Genomic DNA, 22,592 nt, shown 5'->3' with positions numbered 1-22,592 from the left:
TATAGCACGATTATTGCGTTATAGATTTGAGATAAATTATTTTTAACATCAATTAAAATCGAACTTAATGAATTGCAGGAAACTAAGTTTTTTACTATCCTTTTTACTGTTTGCATCGTATTTAAATGCTCAGCAAACAGCCGCTTATACGAGTGATTTGGTAGACTATCAAAAAGCGCTTACACTTTATAACAATAAGCAATATCAAGCAGCCCAATCTTTGTTTGAAGCGATTAAAAATGAAGCGCCAAACGAAACTGTTGAATCTGAATGTGCGTATTATATTGCCAATTGTGCTGTTCGTTTAAATCAGAATAATGCAGATGATTTAATTCAGGACTTTGTTGATGAATATCCAACCAGTACAAAACGAAATACAGCTTTTTTAGATGTTGCCGATTATTATTTTACCAACGGAAAATATGCTTATGCCAGAAAATGGTATGATAAAGTTGATGAACAGAGCATTTCGCGTTCAGAACGTGATAAGTTCAATTTTAATTATGGATATACCTTATATTCTACAGGAGACGAAACTGGAGCGAATAAGTATTTAAATCGCGTAGTGACATCACAAGAATATGGTTCGCAAGCAAAATATTACATTGGGTTTATGGCTTACGAAGGTGACGATTATGATAAAGCTAATGAGTATTTTGATCAGGTGAGCGATCAGGATAAATACAAAGAAAAACTATCGTATTATCAAGCCGATTTAAATTTTAAACTTGGTAAATTTGAAAAGGCTATTGCATTAGCGAGTGAACAAATTGATAATAGTAATCCGCAGGAAAAATCAGAGCTTTCAAAAATTATAGGAGAAAGTCATTTTAATTTAGAGCAGTATGCTGAAGCCATTCCGTTTTTAAAAGCTTATAATGGAAGACGCGGTAAGTGGAATAATGTCGATTATTACCAGTTAGGTTATGCTTACTACAAACAAAATGATTTTGATAATGCGATTTCCGAGTTCAACAAAATTATTGATGGTAACAACGCTGTAGCTCAAAATGCCTATTACCATCTAGGAGAAAGTTATATCAATCTCGATAAAAAACAGGAAGCTTTAAATGCATTTAGAAATGCATCACAAATGGATTATGATTTAAAAATCCAAGAGGATGCTTGGCTCAACTACGCTAAAATTAGCTACGAAATAGGAAATCCTTACCAGTCTGTTCCACAGGTACTCACAAGTTATTTGAACAAATATCCTGATACGAGTTATAAGGAAGAAATTGAAACCTTATTAATCGATTCATACATTACGTCAAAAAACTATAAGGAAGCTATCAAACTCTTAGAAAATAAGAACAGTTTTGAGAATCGTGTAGCCTATCAAAAAGTGGCATTTTACAGAGGAATTGAAGTTTATAACGAAGGTCAGTATAATGAGGCTAAAGCATTGTTTGATAAATCCATCAAAGAAGCCAAAGACCCTATATTTACTACAAGAGCCATATTTTGGAAAGCAGAAACAGATTACCATCTCAGTAACTTCGATGACGCACTTATTGGTTTTAAACAATTTTTACAACAAGGAGAGGCGCAAAATGTTAATGAAATACATAACATAGATTACAATATTGCGTACACCTATTTTAAACTGAAAAATTACAGTCAGGCAACAACGAGCTTTCAAAAGTTTATTGATAATCATAAAGACGATAAATTACGATTAAACGATGCCTACCTCAGATTGGGTGATGGGTATTTCGTGTCAACAAATTATAACAGTGCTATTGCTGCTTATGACAAGGCTATTGCCATTAATGAAATCGAAAGTGATTATGCGTTCTTTCAAAAAACAATGAGTCATGGCTACATTGGAGAAGGCTCTAAAAAGATTCAGGATTTAAATAGATTTATTTCAGAATATCCTAGATCGTCATTACGAGATGATGCGATGTACGAATTAGCTAATTCCTATATTAAAATCAATGACACTGAAAATGCGATGGTCATGTACAACCGACTCATTTCAGAATACAGCACCAGTGTGTTTATTCCAAAAGCATTACTTCGTCAAGGCTTGTCGTATTACAATGCAAATGATAATGAAAGGGCGCTATCTAAGTTTAAGAAAGTGGCTAACGAATATCCTGCAACAGATGAAGCAAGTCAGGCTGTATCTACAGCGCGATTAATTTATATCGATTTAGGTCGAGTAGATGAGTATGCGGCTTGGGTGAAAACTTTAGATTATGTTGATGTAACCGATGCCGAATTGGATAATACAGCTTATCTCGCTGCCGAAAAGCAATACTTAGATAATAATACAGATGGTGCAATTCGTCAGTTTAATAAATACTTAAATGAATTTCCTAATGGAATTCACGCGTTGAAATCTCATTTTTATATTGCCGAACTGTATTCGAAAAAGCAATTGCCTGAGAATGCAAAGCCACACTACGAGTATGTGGTCAACAAACAAAAAGGCGAGTTTACAGAGCAGTCTATCGTTAAACTTTCAGAAATCTATCTCAATAATTCTAATTGGGATACAGCTATTCCTCTGTTGAAACGTTTAGAAAACGAAGCCGATTATCCGCAAAATATAACCTATGCGCAATCAAATTTAATGAATGCCTATTACCAGAAGCAAAACTATACTGAAGCTGTAAATTATGCAGAAAAAGTGCTTCAGGATTCTAAAATTGATACTAAAGTAAAGAGTGATGCTCATATCATCATTGCGCGTTCTGCTATAAAAACTGGTGATGAGTCTAAAGCCAAAGCAGCCTACGCTCAGGTTGAGAAAATTGCTTCAGGAGCTGTAGCTGCCGAAGCCTTGTATTATAATGCCTATTTCAAGCATAAAGACGGGAATTATTCATCGTCAAATACTACGGTTCAAAAGCTGGCGCGAGATTATAGCAGCTATAAATATTACAGTGCTAAAGGTTTGGTGATTATGGCAAAAAACTATGATGCCTTAGGAGATGCCTTTCAAGCGACTTATATTTTAGAAAGTGTTATTTCTAATTTCCCTGAGTTTGATGATGTCGTTGAAGAGGCACAACAAGAACTTAACCGAATAAAAACTGAAGCCGCTAAAACGAACTCGTCTGTTGAAACTGAACAAAACTAAAACCATTGAAGATGATTAGAACACCAAATATATTCCTAAGTTTCATTTGTATCTCAATAATGATATTGTCATGCAATAAAGATGATGACAAAACACAAGAGGTTCAGGATATCTATGAAGGCTGCTGTTCTACAGAACCAGTTTTTGGTGCGAACATAGATAATTTAGATCAGTCAGCTGGTGATATTGAAGTTTACACCATTGTCACGCAAAATGGAGATGGGTTTAATGATATGTTTGCGATAAAGAACATTACTTTATATCCAAACCATACGGTTACTATATACAATTCTGATAATGAACAAATTTATGAATCGACTAATTATGCTGAAGATTTGAATAGGTTTCCAGGATATCCTCAAGATGAAAATAATGGGGCTGTAAGCATTCCAAATGGGACCTATAAATACAAGATTGTCATCGAGAACGAAGAAACATTCAGAAAATCAGGAAGCTTTTGTGTATATACTTGGGCAGATCCTGAGCCGAGCTTTGTTGGTTGTAATCTAGGAAGTGAATTTGATCCAATTATAGCATTTCCTCCAAATTAATATCATCATATCAAAACAATAACTATGTTTAAACAAATTTTAATTCTTTCATTAATTTTGGGTAGTGTTACTGTCCTCAGTGCGCAAGAACGTAATAAAGACTCTTTAGATGCAGGTACCGTAAATGTGGTAAAACCATATACACCAAAAATTTCCGATGCATTTAAAATCAAAGAAACACCGAGTTTAAATGATTCTACAACGGCTAAGAAAAAAGTGATTAAATACAATATTTTTTCAATTCCGGTAGCATCGACATTTACACCAGCAAAAGGAAAAGCCGCAACAGTTGATAAAGAGAAACCTGTTAAATTATTTGATAATTATGCGTCTTTAGGTGTGGGAACCTACACTACAATTTTAGGTGAAGTCTATCTCAATCATGAGTTGAGTAATAACGAACGTGTTGGTGGTTACTTTAGTCATCACTCTTCAGCAGGAGATATTGAAGGTATTAATTTCGATAATAATTTTTCTGAAACCGGTCTCAATGCACATTACAGTCAAAAGCTAAGCGATTATTCTTGGAAGGTTGAAGGCGGATTTCAACTTCAAACCTTTAACTGGTATGGAGTTCCAGACCAGAGTATGCCAACCTTTGATGTAGACCATTCGTTTTATACAGCTCAATTTGGCGGACAAATTAATTTTGAAGATGCAATTATCAATAAAGGAAGCGTTTTATACAGACGTTTTGGTGACGACCTCGACTCAGGTGAAAACCGCTTTATTTTAAAAACGGGTTTTGATATTCCGGTACAAGGAGAGTCGATAAATGCTGAAGTAACCTTTGATTATCTTGGAGGATCATTTGACCGTTTGTATTTTGTAGAGGACGCTTATGACTACGGAAATTTTAACCTTACAGTAGCACCTAGCTACCAAATGAAACAGGATGATTTAACGGTTAACCTTGGTTTGAAAGTAGCTTATCTCAGTGATTCGGAAACCAGCGAAAGTGACTTTTTTATCTACCCAAATATTTCAGCAAGTTATCGTTTGGTTGACGAGTTAATGATTGCTTATGGTAGTATTGAAGGTGGTCTGCTTCAAAATTCATATTACGATTTTGCTCAGGAGAACCCATTTGTTTCACCAACATTTTTTATAGCACCAACCGATCAGACGTATAATGTGGCATTAGGTGTCAAAGGAAAGTTGTCTAACAGTGTGAGTTATAATGTAAGTGGTCATTACCGCTCTGAAAAAAATAAACCATTGTTTAATATAAATCCGGATTTAAATGTAGATCGTGAGAATTATCAATACGGAAATTCATTTGGTGTGGTATATGACGATGTGTCAACATTTTCAATTGCAGGTGAGTTAAATATTGATGTAAACCGTAATTTTAAACTCGGACTCAAGGGTGAATATTTTACATATGATACCGATGAACAAGCTGAAGCATGGAATTTACCAGATATCAAAGGCTCTGTGTTTTTAGATTATCAAATTGATGAACATTGGTTTGCAGGAGCAAATTTATTTTATGTAGGAGAGCGTAAAGATAGACTTGTAACTGGTTTAGGTACATTAACTTTGCCAGTAACTACTAGAGTTACTTTAGATAGCTATTTTGATGCTAATGCACATGTAGGTTATAAAATTAATGACCAGTTGTCGGCATTTGCTAAGGTAAATAATATAGCCAATCAGGATTACCAGCGTTGGCTGAATTATCCGGTTCAGGGAATTCAGTTTTTGGCAGGAGCGACCTATCAGTTTGATTTTTAATTCTTCTTGTCATCCTGAACTTGTTTCAGGATCTCATTATTGGTATGTTATAGATAATAGAATAGTAAAAGCATTCAATCAAAAAGGTTGAATGCTTTTTGTATTTTTATGATCCTAAAACCATATCCATGAAAAAACTAATTATTCTCCTGTCTTTAGCATTTATTGTGTCCTGTTCTCAAGAACAGAAACATGTAGATTCTATCATTATTAATGCTAATGTTTATACTGTAAATGACGATTTTGCTAAAGCAGAGGCCTTTGCTATTTCCAATGGAAAATTTGTGGCTGTAGGTTCTACAGATGAGATGACATCAAAATATACCTCAGATACCATTATTGATGTTGAAGGCAAAACAATTGTTCCTGGATTTATCGATGCACATTGTCATTTTTTAGGATTAGGTCTAGACCAACAAGATGTAGATTTGGTTGGAACGAAAAGTTTTGAAGACGTCGTAAAACGTGTTTTAGATTTTCAAAATGAAAAGCAACAAGACTATATCGTAGGAAGAGGTTGGGATCAAAATGACTGGGAAGACAAAGCGTTTCCGAATAAAAAATTGCTAGATAATTTATTTCCTAATACACCTGTTGCATTAACACGAATTGATGGTCATGCTACGTTATGCAATCAAGCGGCTTTAGATCTTGGAGGTATCACTGTTAATAGTAAAGTTGATGGAGGAGAAGTAGTGATAGAAAATGGAGAACTTACGGGAGTTTTAGTTGATAATGCCGCAGATTTCGTGTGGAAACAATGGCCAGGATATACAAGAGAAGATTTAGTAGAAGCTTTATTAGTTGCGCAAGACCTCTGTTTTGATTTCGGGTTAACAACCGTTGATGATGCTGGACTAGATCAGTATACAATTGAAATGATAGATAGTCTACATACTACTGGAGATTTAAAAATGCGCGTGTATGCTATGGCTTCTGGAACTGAACAAAATGTGGATTATTACTTAAACAAAGGCATTATTAAAACCGACAGATTAAATGTACGTTCATTTAAATTTTATGCAGATGGCGCTTTGGGCTCAAGAGGAGCAATGTTACGAGCACCTTACAGCGATAAACCAGACCATTTCGGATTAATGGTTACTGACTTAGAAACTTTTAATAAAAATGCAGAGCGAATTGCCAATTCAGAGTATCAAATGAATACACATGCTATAGGCGATTCTGCAAATCATGCGGTTTTACAAACTTACAATAAAGTACTGGAAGGAAAATCTAATCGACGCTGGAGAGTAGAGCATGCACAAGTCGTGTCTCCAGAGGATTTTGACCTGTATAAAAATGTATTACCATCCATTCAGCCAACCCATGCTACAAGTGATATGTACTGGGCTGAAGATCGATTAGGTAGTGAACGTGTTAAAGGTGCTTATGCTTACAAACAATTGTTGAATGCCTACGGAAAGGTAGCTTTAGGTACCGATTTCCCTGTAGAGCGTGTGAGTCCGTTTTTAACCTTTTACGCAGCTGTTGCACGACAAGATTTAGAGCAATTTCCTGAAGGTGGATTCCAAAAAGAAAACGGATTAACTAGAGAAGAGACCTTAAAAGGAATGACGATTTGGGCAGCCTATTCCAATTTTGAAGAACATGAAAAAGGAAGTATTGAGGTTGATAAATTTGCTGATTTCATTGTTTTAGATAAAGATATCATGACCGTAAATGAAACTGAAATCCCGAACATTAAAGTCCAACAGACCTTTGTCAATGGTGAACAGCAAAACTAATTCATTAGCAATATGGAACACTTTTTGTGTTAATGATCATATGAAACATCTTTTAATAATCATATGCATGTGTTTTACAGCTTTGGCATCTGCACAAGACGTCAAAGTAGTAAAATCAGTAATTAATTGTGAAACAGGGACTCAAAAAGCAATTGAAGACTTTAATGATGGACGCTATCAGGTTTATACTTTTGGAATGATGATGTCTAGTACAAATGACAATGATTTTAATCAGTTTTACAGTGCTTACCTTACTGAAAACTATAATATAAGCCTTATCCATAAAGGCGATATTGTCATGCCTGATGATAAATGCTATAGTGATAAAATGAAGCAGTTGTTATCTGTTAAATATGGGAAATCTATGCTTGATGAGGTGAAAGATGACGCTTTAATAGCTTATGAAAAGGTGCAACAGGTCAAAAACGGAGTTTGCTTTAAGTCTCCTGAAGAAGCTAAACGTTATGTTTTGGGAGATTGGAAATTAAAAGATGAAACCACGCATGTTACCTATAGGTTTGAAGTAACTGAAGGGGAAATTTCAACACAGGTACTTTTGGATTTGGATTATTACAATCTTGATGAAAAGGAAGTACTTTTATTTCCTTCCAATCAGGTTATAAAGATATTAGAATTTGATGGCTGCTATAATGTTGGTATCGAAAACAATGAATATAAATTTGGTGGTATTTTTTATGACTTTATTTTTAATTCAAACAACGAATTTGAATGTGAAGGCTACCACTTTATTCGTGTAGAACACTAAATGTAAATTTTGGCTAAGTAGTCATGGTGCTCTCCATCTATGACTTTATCACATTGTAAACCAACAGTATTACAAGCCAGATGTAAACGCTCAAAGTCAAGATATAACCATTTCATAGGCGCTTCATCTTCACCTTTGTAACTCAGAAAGTAATCCAGCTCACCATAGTAATTGGCGTTTGTGTCAATCCAGAGTCCGCCATCCTCATCCTCATACATGTATTGTATATCAGAAGAATCTACCAAAATTTGACCATTAGGACGTAATAAAGATTTTATATGCTTGAGATAGTGCGGTACTTGTGATAACTCTTGAAAAATTCCTGTGCCATTCATCAGTAATATAATAGTGTCAAAGGTTTCCGTTTCATTTAGAATATCTTTTAATTCAGCTTGTACAATACCGCGTAGCTTTGCGACCTCAATAGCACCTTCAGAAATATCAATAGCTTTTATATCCATGCCTTTATCTTGTAAATAAAGACTATGACTTCCAGAACCACAACCAACATCAAGTACTTTACCCTTTGCTAATTGTAAGGCTTTTTGTTCGAGTTTGGGCATTTCCGAATAACTCCTGAATAAATAGGGAAGTGGTAGCACATCGTCTCCGGAAATGTTTGTAGATGTTATAAGGTCTTCGGTATAATTATTGTGATAAAAATCGAGTAAGGCTTTTCCGAAAAGGTCTTTCATAAAAGTGTTATTTTTGAACCATGCAAGACATCATCAATAATCTTCCAAAGCTCGCCAAAGATAAGCATAAGGAAAATAAAACATTCTTTACAAAGCTTAAAAAAAAGCCGCCGAAGCAATTGGACTATCTCATGCAGGAACTTCATGACGATGAATTTCAACATACCGATTGTTTAGAATGTGCTAATTGCTGTAAAACAACAGGACCGTTTTTTACCGCTAAAGATATTGAGCGCATTGCTAAACATTTTAAAATGAAGCAACAGCAGTTTATTGATACGTATTTACGAGTAGATGAAGACAATGATTATGTTTTACAATCGGTGCCATGTACTTTTCTAGGCGCAGATAACTACTGTTCTATCTATGAGGTTAGACCCAAAGCATGTCGCGAATTTCCACACACTGATAGAAAGAAATTTCAACAAATTTCAAATCTAACATTAAAAAATGTAGCCATTTGTCCCGCTGCATATAACATTGTTGAAGAAATGAAACGCAGATTAAAAATGTAAATAGCCTTATGAAAAAAGTACTACTCGTTTTATGTTTGGTAGGTTTTGCATCTCAAATATGTAAGTCTCAAGAATGGTTAACTTCATTAGATGCTGCACAGCGTTTGGCTTTAATACAAGACAAAATGGTGCTTATGGTTTGGGAAGAGGCAACTACTTATCCTTATCCGGTTTTAGTTGAAGATGCCAGTGGTCGTAAAGTTTTGGTTGAAAATCTTTTTGAGGCGGATTATCTCAACACGTGGATTTGGAATCATTTTGTACCAGTGATAGTCAGTGAATCTGATTATGCCAAATTATTCGAAGACATAGACGGCAAACGAAAAGCGACTTACATTAATAAGTTTAATGACGACTCCATAAAAATTATGGATATCAATGGTAATATCGTTAATACCAAACCTGTGTACGACGAATTTTTAAATCTATCGGCTCACATCAGAAAATACTATATCAATACGGCCTTTTTAAAAGGAGAATTACTGAACTATTTTAATGATAAAAATTTTAATACCTCCTTTTATTTAGCATCAAAATATATAGACGCTGCTATTTATCTCAATAAAGATGTACGCTCTGAAGTCATCGAATTGTCCAGCCTGTATCTGCAGGAGGCTAATCAATTTTTAAGTGCTGAAAATTTAGATAATAAAAATGGTCTCGCTCAAAAGCTTGAATTGTTAAGCATATACCAAGATCTGGTATTAAATAGACCAAGAAAAGTATTACGGCAGTTAAATCGAATAGAACCAACAGAAATCGACCAATCTAACGAAGCAATGGTCGCCTTTTTATATCTAACAGCTCACCGCGATCTTAAAGACGAAAAAAGTGCCAGCATATGGCGAAGTAAAGTTTCTTTATTAAATTTGAAGAAAGCTAAAGATATCATTACTAATTAACCCTACACCTATTGGATACAATTATTAATTACTTTGAAACTATACCATCTCTCCACAGAAGTTTAATTCTGGTAGGTGGGATTACTTTATTTTGGCTTCTCGAAGGGACGTTGCCTTTATATAATTTTAAATATAAAAAATGGAAACATGCCTTTCCTAATCTTTTTTTTACGGCGACTACTATTGTAGTTAATTTCGGATTGGCTTTTATGTTGGTTGGAACATCAAAATGGGTCATAACCAATCAGTTTGGAATCATTAACTGGATTCCTAATTTACCTACTTGGGCTTATGTATTGTTAGGTGTCTTACTGCTCGACTTTATTGGTGCTTATCTGGCTCACTATGTTGAACATAAAGTCAAACCTCTCTGGATGGTACATTTAGTGCATCATACCGATCATAATGTTGACACTACTACAGCCAACAGACATCACCCTTTAGAAAGTGTTATCCGTTTTGTGTTTACACTGTTTGGCGTATTTATTATTGGTGCTCCAATAGGTATTGTCATGTTATATCAATCTATGTCGTTAATCGCTACGCAATTTAGTCATGCCAATATCAGATTGCCTAAACGCGTCGATAAAGCGCTAAGCTTTGTGTTGGTGTCACCAGATATGCACAAAGTTCATCATCATTATATGTTACCTTATACCGATTCTAACTACGGAAATATCTTCTCTATCTGGGATCGTCTCTTTGGAACATTCATGACTTTAGATAGAGATGATATTATTTATGGTGTTGATACATTTCCTGATGAAGAAGCTAACGGTAAAATAGGGGAGCTTCTTAAACAACCTTTTCATAAATACCGAAAACCGACCAATATAAAACTCTCAGAGTAATGCGTTTCATTTGGATTTTATGTGTCGTTCTAATGAGCTGTAAGGCTGAAAATACATTAGATATTCAGGGACACAGAGGCTATAGAGGTTTGTATCCTGAAAATTCATTACTAGGTTTCCAAAAGGCAATAGACCTTGGTGTTACTACACTAGAACTAGATGTCGTTATCTCTAAAGATCATCAGGTCGTTGTATCTCATGAACCGTTTATGAATCATAAGATTGCTTTAGATGTCTACGGAAATGAGATTATCAAAACAAACGAAACAGCATTCAACATCTATACAATGACGTATGATAGTATAAAATTGTATGACTGTGGAACAAAAATCAATTCTCAATTTCCTTTTCAAAAACATAAAAAACTCCATAAACCTTTACTTTCTGAAGTTATCGATTTGGCAGAAACTCATCTTCCGAATAAACTGTTTTATAATATTGAAATTAAAAGCAAACCCGAATATGATGGGATTTATACGCCACAACTTAATCGCTTTGTAGATCTGGTTTTAGATGTTATCCAAAAGAAAAATGTTGTAAACCAATCCACTATTCAATCTTTTGATGTCCGAGCACTAAAAGCAACTAAGGTGAAAAATGAAGCCATTCAAATAGCATTGCTGGTCGATGAAAATGAATCTATTGCTGCTAAATTGGAGCAGCTCACTTTTAAACCCGAAATTATTAGTCCGTATTATAAATTATTAACCCAGGAAACGGTTTCAAAATATCAAAATCAAGGCTATAAAATTATTCCATGGACGATCAATACTGTAGGTGATATTAACCTGATGATCGACTTAAATGTTGACGGAATTATATCAGATTTCCCAAATAAAGTAATTCAGGTCAAATCATTAAAAAAGTAAAATAAAAAATCGTTTAAGTGTTCATTTTTAAGGATTTACGATTTTTTGTTTTTGCTTTATTTTCTTCTTTTTATGTATTTTATCTGTTTTTTATACACTAATTTTCAATTCATCGTATCTTTTTTTGCTTTCGGCTAACAACTTAGATTTTGGTCATAACCTCACTTAACTTTGTCTTGTATTGTAATGATTACCGCTTAATAATTTAATCAATTAGAATACATCAAATAAATTAATCCAAGTTCCCTCAAAAAGGGTTGGAAATATTTTTAGTTTAATCTTTAAATGACCCCAATCATGAACAAGTTAACTATCCTTGGCGTGCCAATAAATCGCCTATGCGTTATAGTATTATTTCTACTTATGAGCAGCAATAGTTTTGCTCAAGAAGAAATCTATACAACCATTAGAAAAAATGTAAATCCATTAGCATTTGATCTGGATCATAATCTATCCAACAAGCAAGATTCATTACTCTTAGATAGTAAGTTTTTATTTAAAAAAGTGCGTTTTTTAAATAAAACTACAGAACGAGTTTTCGATTTTAAACCAGCTGTCAAACGTGCTAAAATTTCTCTAGAAGACTTACCCCTTGGAAAATATACAGTCATGTTTTATCAAGCTGATAAGATTATTGTTTTTCAAATAGATCGCTTATTGCCGTTTGATTATGAGCCTGCATACGATAGTGATGTGGCATCAAATGAGCTAAGTGATGTTAAACTGGATACAGACGTCGCTTTGGCTGACGTTAAAGATAAAGACTTAGATTTTGATACACCTAACTTAAGTATGGGTACAAGAGGAAGAGATGAAGAATATGATAGCATCGAAGAGTCTATGTCAATGAGTTATAACCTATCTGAACCAGATCGCTCTAAAGTTCAAACCAGAGCAGAATACAGACGCACACACTTGAGACCTAACGGCAAACCTTATAACGACTAATATTATTGTAAATCATAAGAAAAAGTTCATACTTCGGTTTTATTTACCGTTCATGGATTTTTTTGCTTCCTAACCAAAAAAGAAATTAGTTTTAAGGTTCGGGATTACAAAAGCTATTAGTTCAAAATATTGTTGACGTTAACCAACGTTTATACATGAGACTATTAAGTATTGTAATCTTTCTTTGTTTAATGACCACATTAAACCATTCGGCACAAGCACAAAATGACTTCGCTAAACTCGAAAAAAATGTCAATGTTCGAGCCAAAGGCTTAATCCATAAGTTAAATACGACCAAAGACACTCTTATTCTAAATAGCCAATCGCTAATCAATAAAGTCTATTCAGTAAGTATGGATTACAAGCGAGAAGTGGATTTGACTGTCAATAAAAAAGCCATCAAAATACCTTTAAATACTTTGAGCAAAGGAAAGCATGTATTTGTTGCAGTTCAGGCTCCTATTCGTATTGTTTTTGTTATAAAAGTACTTCGTGATAATGACATACTGTTAACTGTAGAAGAGGAAGATTTAATTGCTAAGAACGAGAAGTAGTAGAGTCTAAGCTATCTATGTTGTTTTGAAGCATTTCAATTAATTTGAAGATATTAGATAAACTGTTAATATCCTTTTTTCTAACAGAGCCTTTAAAAATTAAACACTTTCCCTCAAGTTTTATCGATGCATTTTTACTATCCATCAAGCACTGTGTTTCAACAGATTCTAAGAGTAGTTCTGAGTAGGCGCTTTTCTTACCTGAAAAATTAAAGGTATCAGATCTCGAAATAAAACTTAAAACATGGGCTTGAGTTAATGCGCATGATTCAAAATCTGATTTTAAATGGAGTTGTCTTGATGTCACACTAGTGGTGAACCATCGCTTTGTCCATTTGACGTCAACTTCCATAGACCAATTGTCTGTACGCTCCACAAATTCAACACGACCTTGTAATAGTGTTTTCATTGAGCGACTTATTGACGCAATAAATCTGTGCTTCTCTTCCAAATGATTGTCTTTTTCAAGTAATATAAATCCTATTCTTTAATTATCAAATTTGCGTCTCCCACCATTGTTTCCAGAAACTGGAAGAGGTCTTTCCAAGTGTCTGTTTTTATTAAAAATAGCATTAGATAATTTTTTAAGTTCTTGATGTTTTTCTAATCTCGAAGTTACCACACGATTCATTCTATGTAAGTGTTCGGTCTCAATATGTCTGTTCCATATAAGTTTATCACCATAAAACTTGATACCTTCAATATCATTTAAGACATCTGCTTTTAAAAACTTCTGCCAGTGTTCATCAAATACTGATGCATCTTTTTTTATGTCATTATACCTGTAAATTTGATATCCTATAGCTAATGAACTGAATACTATAATGAATATGACTATGATTTTCATAGGATATAATTCAAACTAGTTATAGATCAAATACGCTTTTCTGGTCTTTTGAAATGTTTTGAGACCTTCAGCCCAGCTCTGTCGTATATCACTTTCCGAAACTCCAGATTCAATTTGTTTTTGTAGTGTTTTAGTACCAGCCAGAGTAGTGAAAAAGTCTGTGAAAAACACCTTTTTGTCGATTGAGTTTTCATAGGCTCGAATCACATAACTCAAATCTAATGCGGTCATGGTTGCATGCTCACTCAAGTCTTCGCCATAGCATAATGTTCCGTCATGCTTGGGGTATTTTGAACCTTCATTTGGTGACGGAATATATTTAAACGTATATACGGTTTTGTCAAGATACGGACTCCCATAAATCTGAAACTGCTTTGAAGTCCCTCGTCCTGCATTGACATTAGTACCTTCAAAAAAACATAAACTCGGATACAAATTAATAGCCTGGTCATTAGGTAGATTAGGAGAAGGTTTAATGGGTAAGCTATAAAAGTTATTATGGGAGTAGTTTTGCATTTCAATAACAGTGAGATCACATTTAATTTGATTTGCTAACCAGTTTTCACCGTTAATCATTTTAGCATATTCGCCTATAGTCATTCCATGTACCACAGGAATAGGATGCATGCCTACAAAACTTTTATACTCAGGCTCTAAAATTGGTCCGTCAATATAACGACCATTAGGATTAGGTCTGTCTAATATAAGAACAGGAATCTTAGCTTCAGCACAAGCTTCCATCACATAATGTAAACTCGAAATATAAGTGTAAAAACGGGCACCTACATCTTGAATATCAAATATAACCATATCCAAATCGGCTAATTGCTCAGAAGATGGTTTTTTATTTTTTCCGTAGAGAGACACAATTGGTAAGCCTGTTTTGGTATCTGTTCCGTCTTTAACCAGTTCACCAGCATCTGCTTTACCTCTAAAGCCATGTTCTGGCGCAAATACTTTATTGATGTTGACGTTCAAACTTACTAACGAATCCACCAAATGTGTATAATTAGTCATCCCGTTTTCTGTGTTATCAGTAAAGATGACACTGGTTTGATTGGCAACAATGCCTATGCGTTTTCCGCTGAGTAACGGTAAATACAGATCTGTTCGATTAGCACCAACAATAATTTTAGAATCAGATTTAGTTGAATCGTCATCCTCAACTTGTTTCTCAATCTCAGTATTGCGAGCAGAATCTTCCTTAGATTTACTTCCACAGGAAATCAGAACCAAAACAAGCACTATAATTATTGGGAAAACCCTATTTTTGAACATCGATAAACGCATATTTTAAATTTTGAATTACGAGTTTTTTATAGCTAAACGCATTATTGGTAGTAAAGCGTATAAAAGTAGTGTTTCGGCACCAATAATAAAAATTGGTATTGCGGCAATAGCTATTGGTGTTATTGTTATGCTTATTGCTATTGCGACGGGTCTCGGACTTCAAAAAAAAGTACGCGAAAAGGTAGTCGCCTTTAACGGTCATATCACAATCACCAACTTTGATACCAATGCCTCTAACGAATCTCTTGATCCTATTTCAACGGACCAAAACTTTTACCCAAACTTCAATTCAGTCGATGGTATAAAACATATTCAGGCTGTAGCAACCAAATTTGGTGTCATTAGAACAGAAACCGATTTTGAAGGCATCGTCCTTAAAGGTGTTGGAGCTGATTATGACTGGAATTACGTCAAAGAGTTTTTGGTAGAAGGCGAATTACCTAGCTATAAAGGTGAATTGAGTAATGATGTCGTGATTTCTAGTTATTTGGCAAACCGCTTAAATTTTAAATTGGGAGATAACTTTCAAACCGTTTTTGGGAAAGAAAATATTGAAGACCTTCCTTTTCAACGAAATTTTAAAATTGTTGGAATTTTTAATTCAGGATTTCAGGAAATCGATAAAAATTTTATGATTGGTGATTTAAGCCATATTCAACGCATGAATAAATGGTCATCTACTCAGGTCGGAAACTTTGAAGTCTATCTTAACGATTTCACGCAGCTTATCGAAAAAGAACAGCAAATTAGAAGTAAAACACCCTCTTTTTTAGATACACAAACCATTGAGGAAAAATTTTCGACAACCTTCGAATGGATTAAAATTTTTGATAACAATACTTACGGTATCATTGCTATTATGATCATAGTTGCTGGTATCAATATGATTACAGCTTTACTGGTGCTAATTCTCGAACGTACACAAATGATAGGAATTTTAAAAGCCTTAGGAAGTAGCAACTGGAGTATCAGAAAAGTATTTCTTTATAATGCAACTTATCTTATTGGTTTAGGACTGTTTTGGGGCAATCTCATCGGACTCAGTTTACTCTTTTTACAGCAACAATTGGGTATTTTAAAATTCCCGGATCCAGAACAATATTACGTATCTGTCATTCCCGTACATATTGCATTAGATTACATTATACTTCTTAACCTAGGTACCTTTATCGCATGTTTCCTCATGTTGCTTATCCCTTCGGTAATCATCACAAAAATTTCTCCGGTAAAAGCCATTCGATTCGAATAATTTGGGCGTTACCAATACGAGCAAAACTGCATCGTATCGGTCAGGCTGTCCGCTATATCTCTAACAAAACTGTTAGAGGATGCCGCTACCATCCTTAACGCGAGCCAACACGACTACACTTTAATTTTTAACGTGATTTTAAAACAGGTAGAATCGCTGTCAGTTCAATTTCAAAAGGTCTTAACATAAAAATAAAGGCATTATGTTTTTAACTCTTCACTTTTGTCTATTTTTGCATCCAAATTCACCAACGTATTGACGTCGGTGAGACACAAAATAAATACAATGGATTACGCAAAGAACATATTAGAAACCATCGGTAATACACCTTTAGTTAAACTCAATAAACTCACAGAAGAATTACCATGTTTAGTATTATCTAAATACGAAACTTTTAATCCGGGTAACTCGGTAAAAGACCGTATGGCACTGAAAATGATTGAAGATGCTGAAGCCGACGGACGCCTAAAACCTGGAGGTACCATTATTGAAGGAACTTCTGGTAATACAGGAATGGGACTGGCATTAGCTGCTATTGTAAAAGGATACAAATGTATTTTTGTAATTAGCGATAAGCAATCTAAAGAAAAGATGGATATACTTCGTGCTGTTGGTGCTGAGGTTGTAGTATGTCCTACCGATGTAGAGCCTACCGATCCGCGTAGCTACTATTCTGTATCAAAACGTTTGGGAGAAGAAACACCAAACTCATGGTATGTGAATCAATATGATAATCCGAGTAACGCCAAAGCGCATTACGAAAGTACAGGTCCAGAAATCTGGAAACAAACGGATGGTAAAATCACACATTTTGTAGTTGGTGTTGGTACTGGAGGAACCATTTCTGGTGTTGGAAAATACCTCAAAGAACAAAATCCAAATATTAAGGTTTGGGGCATTGATACTTACGGTAGTGTCTTTAAAAAATATCACGAGACTGGTGTGTTTGATGAAAATGAAATTTATCCATACGTCACCGAAGGGATTGGTGAAGATATCTTACCCGAAAATGTAGATTTTTCAATTATTGACGGATTTACAAAAGTTACCGATAAAGATGCTGCAGTTTATACACAGTTACTGGCCAAAGAAGAAGGGATGTTCTTAGGGAATAGTGCTGGAGCGGCTATTAAAGGTGTCTTACAACTCAAAGAGCATTTTACAAAAGATGATGTTGTTGTGGTCTTATTTCACGATCATGGAAGTCGCTATGTTGGAAAGATGTTCAACAACGATTGGATGCGTGAAATGGGCTATATCGATTAAAACCTATTCCAATTCAATCTTATCTATGAGCAATTCAAACGATTGCTCTTTTTTATTTCCAATCAAGAAACCAATTTCTTCCATTTGTTCTCCTTTAAAATTGGGCATACGCAAACGTTGCCCTCTAAATGCAGGATTCATCACTTCAAAAGGGATTTCAATAGTCATCCAATCACTAGAGGTCTCAAATTCATAAATGTAAGACGCATAATCTTGAGAAGATTGCTTTACCCTAAATTGGTAAGTCTTGCCATCACCTTTAATACGAAGCTTGACTTTAGAATAACTCGAGACGTCCTTAGTTTTAAAGTTATAACGTAGTGAGGAGAAACCACCATTGTTTTCCAGAGATACATATCCACTAAATGTCCCATGACCTTCTTTGCTAATTTCAAAACTCCCATTAGAGCGACCACCCATAACCACGTCGTCTATTATACGCCAATCTTCAGTACTACTGGATGTGGTAAAATCAAAAAGGGTGAAGGTGTTCATGGTTAATAGTAGTAAAATGAATACTGAAGCTCTCATAACATGGCTTTTTGTAAAGATACGAAGCGATTTAAGGATTTAAGCATACTTAGTTGTTTATCTATAGAATCAACTGTTGGTTCATTCAATATTTCAGTGTTTAATATGACCTTGATTCCTTATCTTTATCAAAAATTGTAAACGTGAATAAACGATTACCATTCCATCGTACATTCTTCATAGTTGCTGTATTACTCTTAAGTATAGTACAAACTGCCAATGCTCAAATTTTTGAACAAGTACAGGTGTCTTCTGGTTTAGGGATACTTGAAAATAATAATGGTGTTGCGGTTGCCGACTATGACAACGATCTCGACCTCGATATTTTTGTGGTAGCCTTAGCTCAAGATCAAGATGATGACGAACGCACCAAAAGCAGATTGTTTAGAAATAATAATAACGGAACATTTACCGATGTAACCGAAGCCGTTGGTCTTACCAACCTTTTACCCTTTAATAGTCTGTCTGAAGATTTTTTTGGACTCAAAGGCTTTAAACATGGCGTGTCTTGGGGAGATTATAATAATGATGGATTTCCTGATATTTTATTTACCCATTCCGAAAAGTTGCAACTTTTCATCAATCAAAATGGCATATTTACAGAGGTTACTGAAGGGGCAGGACTAGAAGCTGAAAGCCAATGTAGGCATACAGGTGCCACTTGGTTTGATTATAATAATGACGGGCTCCTCGATATCTATGTGTCCGATTGGGATGCCTGTGACACTAATTCACTCTATTTAAATAATGGTAATGGGACATTTACCAATACTACAGTAGCAACAAATATGCAGGATACTCAAGGTTTAGCGAGTTATACTGCAGTGCCTTTTGATATCAATGGCGATGGCTGGATGGATTTATATGTGTCTAACGATTTTAACGAGCCTAACAGCTTATTCATTAACCAAAACGGTATGACCTTCTCCGAGCAAGCAGCAAATTTTGGCTTGGATAATATGTTAGATGATATGGGCATTACCTTTGGGGATTTTAATCTTGATGGTGATTTTGACATATTTATTACAGGTATTGATGAAAATGCCTTACTGGTTAATGATGGTACTAATAATTTTACCGATGCAACAGCTAGTAATAATATCACGGAAACAGGCTGGGCTTGGGGAACACGATTTGCAGACTTCGATCTCGATCGTGATGAAGATTTAATTATTGTCAATGGCTTTGAATTTGAAAACCGAAGCACAGAAACAAATGTCTATTATAAAAATTTAACTTCAGAAGGCATGTCTGGATTTGAAGATATTTCCGAAGTATTAAGTTTCAATGCACTTACAGTGAGTGTTGAGGCTGTTGATTGGGATTATGATAATGATGGAGATTTAGATATATATATTACCAATGCCGACCAGCAATCATTTTTATATGAAAACAAATTGCTCAATTTTGATGAAGACAACAGTTTACACTGGTTTAAGATTATACTTCAGGGAACAGTGTCTAATCGCGATGCTATAGGTACAACAGTTACGTTAACGACAGATTCAGGTGTACTAAAACGCTATTATACAGGTGTAGGGTTTTTATCTCAAAGTTTGCAAGCTGTCCATTTTGGTTTAGACCAGGATTTACAAATTCAAGAGCTCGAAATTAAATGGCCTTCAGGTATTGTAGAGACGTTTCAAAATATAGAAGCAGATGTCACAATTAGAGCTGTAGAAGGTGAAGGTGTTGAGGTTTTAGATATAATTCCTAGTCAGAAAATTTATGGATGCTTAGATCCATTTTCATGTGCATATAATCCAGAGGCAACTATAGATGATGGTTCATGTAGTTATTTGGAATCTAATGAAATTTCAGGTCCGCTAACGTCAGGCTTTTTTAGAATTGAAACCTATAATTATCCCATTTCCGCAGACTCTGAAGCTAATTGGATTGTTTCAGGTGGCGAAATTGTTAATGGTCAAAATACAGATACAGTTACCATTAAATGGGGAATTACCGAAACAGGAAGTTTACGCGTTAGAGAACACAATGGAGACTGTTTTAGCGAAGAACAAGCAATTACAATCACCTTATCTGCTGCTGATATTCCTGATGATGTATCTATTGCCAGGTTATGGAATGAATTACTATTGGAAGCCATTAGAAACGATTTTGCAAGACCGACAGTGCATGCCAGAAATTTGTTTCATACCAGTGTTGCTATGTACGATATCTGGGCGATTTATGATGATGAAGCTCAACCTTATCTAATTGGTAATACAGTCAATAATTTCACAACAACCTTGCAGGATTTTGTTCCAGCTGAATCCCTTGAAGACTCCCAGAATAAAGCGATAAGTCATGCGATGTATCGTTTGCTGAGTTATAGATTTCAAAATTCACCCAATGCAGAAACATCTCAAGAATTGTTCGATTTGGTGATGAATCAATTAGGTTATGATATCGAAAATACCTCTACCTTATATGAATTTGGAAATGCAGCTGCACTCGGAAATTTTGTAGCTCAAACACTAATTAGTTACGGAAATGGTGATGGCTCAAGAGAATTAGACCTTTTTAATAATGCCTATTATACGACTGTAAATTCGCCATTAGGTCCATCAGTTCCTACGACAATACCAATGAATGATCCTAACCGATGGCAATCGTTAAGTTTAGATACATTTATTGACCAAAGTGGAAATTTAATCGAAGGAACCGTTATCGAGTTTTTAAGTCCAGAATGGGGAAATGTACTTCCATTTGCGATGTCTGTTGATGTCAGTAATACTTACCAACGTGAAGAAGGGACCTATAGAGTTTATAATGATCCAGGCGATCCTCCATATTTAAATACAACTGCCAATGATGATTCTAGTGATGCATACAAGTTAGGATTTTCAATGGTTTCGATTTGGGGTTCACACCTTGATCCAGCAGATAATGTCATTTGGGATATTTCTCCTGCAGCGATTGGTAATACTGATATTTCAAGCTTTCCTACCAATTATACAGATTACCCTAATTTTTATAATATTATTGAAGGTGGCGATATTGGAGAAGGTCATAGTATCAACCCGATAACAGGCGAACCTTATCAGTCACAATTAGTGCCAAGAGGAGATTATACAAGGGTTTTAGCCGAATTTTGGGCTGATGGTCCAGATTCTGAAACACCTCCAGGACATTGGTTTACAATCTTAAATTACGTTAATGAACATCCGCAATTTGAAAAAAGATTTGAAGGCGAAGGAGAAATTTTGAGTGACTTAGAATGGGATGTGAAATCATATTTTATCTTAGGAGGCGCCATGCATGATTCGGCAATTTCTTCATGGAGCATCAAAGGCTGGTATGATTATGTAAGACCAATTTCAGCGATACGACACATGGCATTATTAGGGCAAAGTAGTGATCAGACTCAAGACAATTACAATGTTGGCGGAATTCCACTACTTGACGGATATGTTGAGGTTGTAGGACCTGCAGATCCTCTGAGAGGTGATGATAATTCAAACGTCGGAAAAATAAAATTATACACCTGGAGAGGACCAGATTATATTGATGATGAATCGACTGATATGGCTGGTGTTGGTTGGATTTTAGCTGAAAACTGGTGGCCTTATCAACGACCAACTTTTGTAACGCCACCTTTTGCGGGTTATGTCTCAGGACATTCAACGTATTCGCGAGCGGCTTCAGAAGTATTAACACAAATTACTGGGAGTCCATTCTTTCCTGGAGGATTAGGAGAGTTTACGGCAAAGCAAAATGAGTTTCTGGTTTTTGAAGAAGGACCTTCAGTAGATGTGAAATTACAATGGGCAACTTATAGAGATGCGTCAGATCAAACCAGTTTATCTAGAATTTGGGGTGGAATTCATCCACCAGCAGATGATATTCCTGGTCGGTTTATTGGTGAAAAGGTAGGTAATGACGCCTTTGATTTTGCCGTGCCTTTTTTTAATGGAAATAATGAAATCGTAGTCAATACTGAGCAAATTATTTATCCTAACCCTGTGACAAATGGTACGGTTTTTATTACTAATACTTCGCAAGATGACACTTTCGCGATGTATGATATTAGAGGGCGACAAGTTAGTGTGCTAAAAAAAGAATTTAATGAATTTGGAAGCTTAACCCAGTTAACAATTCCTGAAAGTACTTCAGCAGGACTCTATTTTTTGACCATCAACAGTACTTCAAAATTACTGGTTATTAAGGATTAGATTTGTT

General features: G+C 35.1%; 19 protein-coding genes. 14 read left to right on the top strand and 5 right to left on the bottom strand.

The window, feature by feature from the left end; all coding sequences use genetic code 11:
- Positions 1 to 67 precede the first annotated feature (67 nt).
- From H7350_RS13205 to H7350_RS13185, 5 genes are all read left to right on the top strand, one after another.
- A complete protein-coding gene (locus H7350_RS13205) occupies positions 68 to 3,091 on the top strand; it encodes a tetratricopeptide repeat protein (RefSeq protein ID WP_204346388.1) in 3,024 nt (1,007 codons plus the stop codon).
- Between the two features lie 11 nt (positions 3,092 to 3,102).
- Positions 3,103 to 3,642 (top strand): T9SS type B sorting domain-containing protein, encoded by a 540-nt coding sequence (locus tag H7350_RS13200; protein WP_204346387.1) that lies wholly within the window; start codon positions 3,103 to 3,105, stop codon positions 3,640 to 3,642.
- 24 nt (positions 3,643 to 3,666) lie between these two features.
- Complete coding sequence (locus H7350_RS13195; RefSeq protein WP_204346386.1) at positions 3,667 to 5,379, top strand: TonB-dependent receptor; 1,713 nt, start codon at positions 3,667 to 3,669, stop codon at positions 5,377 to 5,379.
- 128 nt (positions 5,380 to 5,507) lie between these two features.
- Positions 5,508 to 7,127 carry an amidohydrolase gene (locus H7350_RS13190; RefSeq protein WP_204346385.1) on the top strand — a complete coding sequence of 540 codons (1,620 nt, stop codon included), beginning with the start codon at positions 5,508 to 5,510 and terminating at the stop codon, positions 7,125 to 7,127.
- Positions 7,128 to 7,167: 40 nt separating this feature from the next.
- Positions 7,168 to 7,893 (top strand): hypothetical protein, encoded by a 726-nt coding sequence (locus H7350_RS13185; RefSeq protein WP_204346384.1) that lies wholly within the window; start codon positions 7,168 to 7,170, stop codon positions 7,891 to 7,893.
- Here the strand turns inward: H7350_RS13185 and H7350_RS13180 are convergent.
- Positions 7,890 to 8,588 carry a class I SAM-dependent methyltransferase gene (locus H7350_RS13180; RefSeq protein ID WP_204346383.1) on the bottom strand — a complete coding sequence of 233 codons (699 nt, stop codon included), beginning with the start codon at positions 8,586 to 8,588 and terminating at the stop codon, positions 7,890 to 7,892. The genes H7350_RS13185 and H7350_RS13180 overlap by 4 nt on opposite strands.
- A gap of 20 nt (positions 8,589 to 8,608) precedes the next feature.
- Between H7350_RS13180 and H7350_RS13175 the strand changes: the two genes are divergently transcribed.
- From H7350_RS13175 to H7350_RS13150, 6 genes are all read left to right on the top strand, one after another.
- On the top strand, positions 8,609 to 9,103 hold the full coding sequence (locus H7350_RS13175; RefSeq protein WP_204346382.1) for a YkgJ family cysteine cluster protein: 495 nt from the start codon (positions 8,609 to 8,611) through the stop codon (positions 9,101 to 9,103).
- 8 nt (positions 9,104 to 9,111) lie between these two features.
- Positions 9,112 to 10,005, top strand: a complete 894-nt coding sequence (locus H7350_RS13170) for a hypothetical protein (RefSeq protein ID WP_204346381.1) — start codon at positions 9,112 to 9,114, stop codon at positions 10,003 to 10,005.
- An 11-nt stretch (positions 10,006 to 10,016) separates the two neighbouring features.
- Complete coding sequence (locus H7350_RS13165; RefSeq protein WP_204346380.1) at positions 10,017 to 10,856, top strand: sterol desaturase family protein; 840 nt, start codon at positions 10,017 to 10,019, stop codon at positions 10,854 to 10,856.
- Positions 10,856 to 11,725 (top strand): glycerophosphodiester phosphodiesterase family protein, encoded by an 870-nt coding sequence (locus tag H7350_RS13160; RefSeq protein ID WP_235989350.1) that lies wholly within the window; start codon positions 10,856 to 10,858, stop codon positions 11,723 to 11,725. Before H7350_RS13165 ends, H7350_RS13160 begins: the two co-directional genes overlap by 1 nt.
- Before the next feature lie 297 nt (positions 11,726 to 12,022).
- Entirely contained in the window at positions 12,023 to 12,673 is a 651-nt protein-coding gene (locus H7350_RS13155) for a hypothetical protein (protein WP_204346379.1), read from the top strand.
- A gap of 191 nt (positions 12,674 to 12,864) precedes the next feature.
- A complete protein-coding gene (locus H7350_RS13150; RefSeq protein ID WP_204346378.1) occupies positions 12,865 to 13,227 on the top strand; it encodes a hypothetical protein in 363 nt (120 codons plus the stop codon).
- On the opposite strand, the gene H7350_RS13145 is transcribed toward H7350_RS13150, so the two are convergent.
- The 3 genes from H7350_RS13145 to H7350_RS13135 all read right to left on the bottom strand — a co-directional run bounded on the left by H7350_RS13145 (position 13,211) and on the right by H7350_RS13135 (position 15,364).
- Positions 13,211 to 13,636: a hypothetical protein gene (locus H7350_RS13145; RefSeq protein ID WP_204346377.1), complete on the bottom strand. Its 426-nt coding sequence runs from the start codon at positions 13,634 to 13,636 to the stop codon at positions 13,211 to 13,213. The genes H7350_RS13150 and H7350_RS13145 overlap by 17 nt on opposite strands.
- A gap of 78 nt (positions 13,637 to 13,714) precedes the next feature.
- Complete coding sequence (locus H7350_RS13140; RefSeq protein WP_204346376.1) at positions 13,715 to 14,074, bottom strand: hypothetical protein; 360 nt, start codon at positions 14,072 to 14,074, stop codon at positions 13,715 to 13,717.
- A 15-nt stretch (positions 14,075 to 14,089) separates the two neighbouring features.
- Positions 14,090 to 15,364 carry an exo-beta-N-acetylmuramidase NamZ family protein gene (locus tag H7350_RS13135; RefSeq protein WP_204346375.1) on the bottom strand — a complete coding sequence of 425 codons (1,275 nt, stop codon included), beginning with the start codon at positions 15,362 to 15,364 and terminating at the stop codon, positions 14,090 to 14,092.
- Positions 15,365 to 15,374: 10 nt separating this feature from the next.
- Between H7350_RS13135 and H7350_RS13130 the strand changes: the two genes are divergently transcribed.
- Both H7350_RS13130 and H7350_RS13125 read left to right on the top strand, forming a co-directional pair.
- On the top strand, positions 15,375 to 16,613 hold the full coding sequence (locus tag H7350_RS13130) for an ABC transporter permease (RefSeq protein ID WP_204346374.1): 1,239 nt from the start codon (positions 15,375 to 15,377) through the stop codon (positions 16,611 to 16,613).
- Between the two features lie 285 nt (positions 16,614 to 16,898).
- Positions 16,899 to 17,879, top strand: a complete 981-nt coding sequence (locus tag H7350_RS13125; RefSeq protein ID WP_204346373.1) for a PLP-dependent cysteine synthase family protein — start codon at positions 16,899 to 16,901, stop codon at positions 17,877 to 17,879.
- Positions 17,880 to 17,882: 3 nt separating this feature from the next.
- Here H7350_RS13125 and H7350_RS13120 read toward each other — a convergent pair whose 3' ends face one another.
- Positions 17,883 to 18,410, bottom strand: a complete 528-nt coding sequence (locus H7350_RS13120; protein WP_235989349.1) for a CIA30 family protein — start codon at positions 18,408 to 18,410, stop codon at positions 17,883 to 17,885.
- A 143-nt stretch (positions 18,411 to 18,553) separates the two neighbouring features.
- On the opposite strand from H7350_RS13120, the gene H7350_RS13115 reads away from it, so the two are divergent.
- Complete coding sequence (locus H7350_RS13115; RefSeq protein WP_204346372.1) at positions 18,554 to 22,585, top strand: FG-GAP-like repeat-containing protein; 4,032 nt, start codon at positions 18,554 to 18,556, stop codon at positions 22,583 to 22,585.
- Positions 22,586 to 22,592 lie beyond the last annotated feature (7 nt).

This window comes from Psychroserpens algicola (assembly GCF_014526325.1).
Lineage (GTDB): Bacteria > Bacteroidota > Bacteroidia > Flavobacteriales > Flavobacteriaceae > Psychroserpens > Psychroserpens algicola.
This window is presented reverse-complemented; position numbering and strand designations above follow the sequence as displayed.